The sequence below is a fragment of the Paracidovorax cattleyae genome, assembly GCF_900104515.1.
Taxonomy (GTDB): domain Bacteria; phylum Pseudomonadota; class Gammaproteobacteria; order Burkholderiales; family Burkholderiaceae_C; genus Paracidovorax; species Paracidovorax cattleyae.
This window is the reverse complement of record NZ_FNJL01000074.1, coordinates 1-4936: the sequence shown is the minus strand read 5'-3', so window position 1 is coordinate 4936 and position 4936 is coordinate 1. Positions and strand designations below refer to the sequence as shown.

The window sequence follows — 4936 nt, the reverse complement described above, 5'->3', positions numbered from 1 at the left end:
TAGCTCGCCCTGTCCAGCAACTGGTATTCCATCTGCTCGTCCGACAGGTTGTACAGGCGCTTCAAGACCAGGATGCGCACCATCACCTCGACGGGATAGGCCGGCCGACCACCCTTGCGGCCATCGCCGCGCTCGATGAGTGCATCCACCAGCCGCGCCAGCTCGGCGAAGTCGATGTGCCGCGCGATTACCTGCAACGGATCGCCCACTTCATCTCTCTTATGCTGGCGCGACGCCTCGGCAAACAGATCGAACTTCAAGGCGCTGCGAGGAGAGATCATGGTGAGGAGGACGGCTCAGGTCTTGTCGGTGAACAAGGGAGTGGCCGGGTTTTGAGAGGTTCCCTTTAAACTCTGAACTCCCAGACCAAATTTCATCATCAAGGGATTTGTAGCCAAGTACCTTGTACCAATTAATGCACCGCTTCGATGGGCTGCGTACCCTTTAATAATGATATACGAGCCGGTTGCTGTGGTCTTAACATAGCTTGTAATCCCAGCCATGCCAATAGCATTCAGTGTTTTGGTGATTGCCAGCACATCGTTAGCACTCTGTGCGGCGGGCCCCACCCACGGTTGAGAAGCATTGGGGCTGAATGTGCCCCTCCAATAATTTCCAAAGGACGTATTTGCCAGGATAGTTCTTATGGTAGTTTCAAGCCTTGGATTATTTTTGGTCTTGTCTTCCAGTATGCTGAAATACTGTGGAAACGTGAGAATCAAAATATCAGCTTGGTTGCTGTCCATAGATTTTGCAAGCTCTTGCCCGTAGCCCATGGTGTAGAACGTTGCAGCGAGATCGGCAGACATCTTCCCTCCTTTGTTGAGCCGCCGATTGTCATCCAACATTCCAGCGAATGGAATCTACTGCCGAGTCGAATTTGCATCACTTTGCAACAGCCAATAAAAAAGCCCCTTGACGGGGCTTTCTCATTGCTCTTGACTACTTTTTGCACCACCAGAAAGAAATACGAGCTGAATTTATAATACGGAAAAATAAATCAAATGTCAAGGTTTGAAGCTAAAAATTATACGAAAAAGCGCGATTTGTCCATATTATAAACTCCGTACCTAATTTTGTACCTAGGCCGTACTCAGCGAAACCCAATACTGGTGCGGGTTTGCTGGCGATTTGATTTCTTACCTGTACCGACTTCTGTACCTAGGGGTTGTCAAGTCGTACCTAGTAAATACTCTGCAAACCCGCGCCAGTATTGGGTTTGACAAAAATCCTGTACCTAGTCGGCGTATTGTTGAATACATCATTGATGACAACTAGGTATTACGCATAAGCAATACCTAGTTGTAAATAGAATAAGTAGGTTCACACCCAATAATATCAAGAAAACAAAAGTGGCGAATTTTTAAAACTTGACATTCTAAATTTCTGTGCTATTTTTAAAATACCACCGAAAGTTAATATGTCTACTGAATTTATAAATATCAAATCAAATGCATTGCAAGCACTATTTACCAACGCTCTTACCGAATATGATCGCAAGGTGTATTTCACGTTATGCCAGAATGCAACCTTCAAGCACCAAGTTTACGGGGTTTATAAACGCCAAACGTTCTGGACGCTAGCAAAAGAAGTGGCTTCGCTCACCAAAGATAAGAAAAAAATTTCCCAAGTGCAAAGATCCGTTGATAGATTAGAGGCTGCTGGGCTATTAAAAGTGCTATTCCAGAGCAGAGACCTTGAAGAAGCCTCAAAGAAGAAAATAGATCCAGACCACAAGGAGCTAATAATTTCCTTGGACCCGGCAGCTACCCTGCAATCCATATGTGCTGCGATAGAGCAGAATATTGATGACTTCAATATCTATGCAGATAGAATCAGAGAGTTGGAAAGAAACCTTGGGGTCAAGCTCAACATTGTGAAGAAAAATGCTCCGAAATTGGTAGCAATCACCAATAATGAGCTTGACGAAGACTCAAAAATCGCAGGTGATTTATTCCCCGCTCAACTCCATTTCTTTCCAGAGGCTGCTTTCAGTTCGTCCGCAATAGCATCTGCAAGGGACTCGCCGAGGTAGCCACTCATCTTAATTTGCTTGCCGTGAGAAACTGCCAGGACATATGCAGAGGAACCTCCAACGGAATTCATAGTCCCGAGTTTTTGAACGTCTGCAAACGGCAGCTGATAACTACCGAAAATTGCTCTACGGCAACACATGAAGGAGCTTAGGAAGGGGGCCGGCTTGACCCAAGTGCAGCTAGCAGAGAGGTTATCGCTGGACCAATCCTATGTGTCCAAGATAGAGAGAGGGGAGCGCTATGTGGATGTACTTCTGTACATCGATTGGTGTTTGAGCTGTAAGGTGCCGCCAAGTGCGGCCATTGAATATTTAGAAAGTCGAGCTGCTAGACAAGCCGATGAGGCAGAGCGCATCGTAATCCCAACCCAAAGTACCAGTGAACCTGCTAATCAGCCTATTAAACGGGCTAGCGAGCCCACCAAGTCGAAATAACTTTGAGTTAAATATCCTGCCATAACAGAGACGGCACAAAAAATCGCATAAGCAAAATTAATTTTCATACATTAATAATGCATGAGAATAATCATTTGTCAAGCTTTATTTTTCGTCCGGCTTGGCTGGTGCCAGAATTTTCTATGCGCTGGGCGCGCTCTAGCCCTATTATTTTAGTGGCCTGTGAGGTGATAACGGCCTTTTGCAGTTTATTTTCAGCTTGCAGTTGTTCATTCTCATTCCGCAAGTCTGCTATCGTTTTTAATCCTTTGCCGTAGTGCATTTGCTTTGCAAGTGCCTCGGCAATTTCTTTTTCTGCTCGCGCTTGCAATACTTTCAGCAAGTCGTATTCTCCCGCTCTGTTGGACTCGGTGGCTTTTTTCAAAGCCATGTGGTTTTTTATCAGGGCTCCCAAACGAGGATTTACCCTCGTTCTCAATAGCTCTTGCACCCCGGCTTTGGTATTCAGGATTTTTAGTTCCCGAGTGAACCCGGAGAGGAGCTTATCAATAAGCTTCTTGTAGTCTGCATTTAGGGCTTCGTCTACTACGTCGTAGAACTCACTCACTGGCTTATGCTTTTTCTTGCTCCCACGCACCCCGCGCGCTAGCCCAAAACATGCATTGTGCTTGGCATAACGGTCGTGCATGTCGCGCAAATAAATTTGGTTATAGCGCTTGGCGTTCAGGGAATAGCTCTCTTTAAAGAACTCACCTTTTTGGTTCCTGTATTTTTTCACAGACTTAAACTCTGTGCCGATAAAAAAATGCACATGGGGTGTTTTTTCATCTAAATGCAGCACTCCCATCTTTAATTGGCTACCAAACTCCTTCTTAAAGAACTCCAGTTGCGATTTAGTCCACTCATTAATTCTATTCTCATCTCTGGGCTTAAAAAATGCGGGGGAAGCACTGACTACAAATTCCATCATCAGCACGTTATCGCTTCGCTCCTTCACTCCCAGCCCTTCATAATGTGCGCTCAGCTTCTTTTGCAGGTCTGCCGCGTCGCTGGTGTTAGCACCTAGCGCGTTGTATAGCACCCTATTTTGCGGTGTTAACTTTGCGTCAATATTTGCCTGGTGGCGAAGCCTAGGTTATGCTCCGCAGCTTGCGTAATCTTTCCGCGTGTTTTTAATTTGGCTGTTCTTAGTATGCAGTGTAGTTCTGCCATGGCCTATGTCTCCTGTTATTTTTCTTCTTGTCATTTAATATTAACAGGTTTTTCTGGATAATCAAGAATGATACCAACGGGGGGTGGTATCACTCACTATACCAACCCACTTCGGGGTTGGGTGAGCCCTCCGGGGGGTAATACCTTCCGAACATAAAAAAAGCTCCCTTTCAGGAGCTTTGTTTTACTGTCCGGTTGCAGTTACTTCACTACTTTGAGTAGCTCTAGCTGAATCTTCTTGGTCAGTTCAAATAGTTGCTTGGCTGTATATTTGTTCGTGTAATAATTGACGTTCACGCTATCAATTTCATGACCAAAAAACTGGCAACGTGGCTCAAAATCTACCCCGTTTTTCTGGAAGCAGTCATTTGCAAACTTTCTCAGACTATGAAAAACTAGCTTTTCATTGTCAATATTGATCGAATTCAAGTGACGGCGGAACATTTTCCCAACGGCATTGCCTGAGCCCCTACCGTCCTTCACCCGGTATTTGAAGATTTGATCTGGCTTTCCTTCGATGAAGAGTTCAAATCCCATCCCCATAATTTCCATGGGAATCGGAACTTCACGAATGCCGGCCAAAGTCTTTGAGTCTGTAATGCTCAGGGTCAAAAATCCCTCTTCCTTCCGAATTTGCTTGGCCGTGAGGCTTGTAATCTCACCAATACGGCACCCAGACAGCAACGCCAAAACTAATGACCAATAGTAATCAGGAGACTTGGTTTTCTGTACGCTGAGGAAACCAGCTGCAAAGATCGCCCTGATTTCATCCATGGTGAAAATCGCGTAGCCAGATTTGACCTTATCGCGCTTGGTCAAAAGCTTCCTGTCCTGAGCTGGATTTTCCGCAAAGTAATAGCCTTGCTTCTTAGCGAAGTTGAAAATTGCCCGAAGGGTTGCGACCTTGTTATCAATCGTCCTTAGCCCGTTACTCTTCGCGCTCAAAAATTCTTGGTAACGGGTTACATCTCCTGGGCCGATGTCAACAATGAACGGAGCTTTCAAGAATGCGGAAAATTCCTGTACGGTATTCTTGTAGCTCAACACTGTGGCCTGCTTCAAATTGGTTCTGAGGCCAATCATCTTGTCCAATACGTCCAAGATACGAAGTCCTGCCTTGGCAGGGGCTGCCTGAACCGCACCAATCCCACCCTTCAATAGCTCCCCCTGGGGGGCAGGGGGGAGGTTGTAGATAGGGGGGAACCTCTCAAAACCCGGCCACTCCCTTGTTCACCGACAAGACCTGAGCCGTCCTCCTCACCATGATCTCTCCTCGCAGCGCCTTGAAGTTCG

General features: G+C 46.0%; 5 protein-coding genes and 1 pseudogene. 2 read left to right on the top strand and 4 right to left on the bottom strand.

The window, feature by feature from the left end; all coding sequences use genetic code 11:
* Together BLR05_RS26920 and BLR05_RS25405 are read right to left on the bottom strand one after the other, a co-directional pair.
* On the bottom strand, window positions 1-278 hold a 278-nt coding region (locus BLR05_RS26920; RefSeq protein WP_244160165.1), incomplete at its 3' end, for a transposase.
* Window positions 279-296: 18 nt separating this feature from the next.
* Complete coding sequence (locus tag BLR05_RS25405; RefSeq protein ID WP_244160190.1) at window positions 297-809, bottom strand: glycosyltransferase family protein; 513 nt, start codon at window positions 807-809, stop codon at window positions 297-299.
* Between the two features lie 611 nt (window positions 810-1420).
* On the opposite strand from BLR05_RS25405, the gene BLR05_RS26335 reads away from it, so the two are divergent.
* Window positions 1421-2035: a hypothetical protein gene (locus BLR05_RS26335; RefSeq protein WP_143016042.1), complete on the top strand. Its 615-nt coding sequence runs from the start codon at window positions 1421-1423 to the stop codon at window positions 2033-2035.
* 138 nt (window positions 2036-2173) lie between these two features.
* Window positions 2174-2350, top strand: a pseudogene (locus BLR05_RS27425) (helix-turn-helix domain-containing protein); the annotation flags it as partial.
* A gap of 211 nt (window positions 2351-2561) precedes the next feature.
* Here the strand turns inward: BLR05_RS27425 and BLR05_RS25395 are convergent.
* Both BLR05_RS25395 and BLR05_RS25390 read right to left on the bottom strand, forming a co-directional pair.
* Window positions 2562-3542: a plasmid recombination protein gene (locus tag BLR05_RS25395; RefSeq protein WP_092840566.1), complete on the bottom strand. Its 981-nt coding sequence runs from the start codon at window positions 3540-3542 to the stop codon at window positions 2562-2564.
* Between the two features lie 302 nt (window positions 3543-3844).
* Window positions 3845-4744: a tyrosine-type recombinase/integrase gene (locus tag BLR05_RS25390; protein WP_143016041.1), complete on the bottom strand. Its 900-nt coding sequence runs from the start codon at window positions 4742-4744 to the stop codon at window positions 3845-3847.
* Between the last annotated feature and the right edge of the window lie 192 nt (window positions 4745-4936).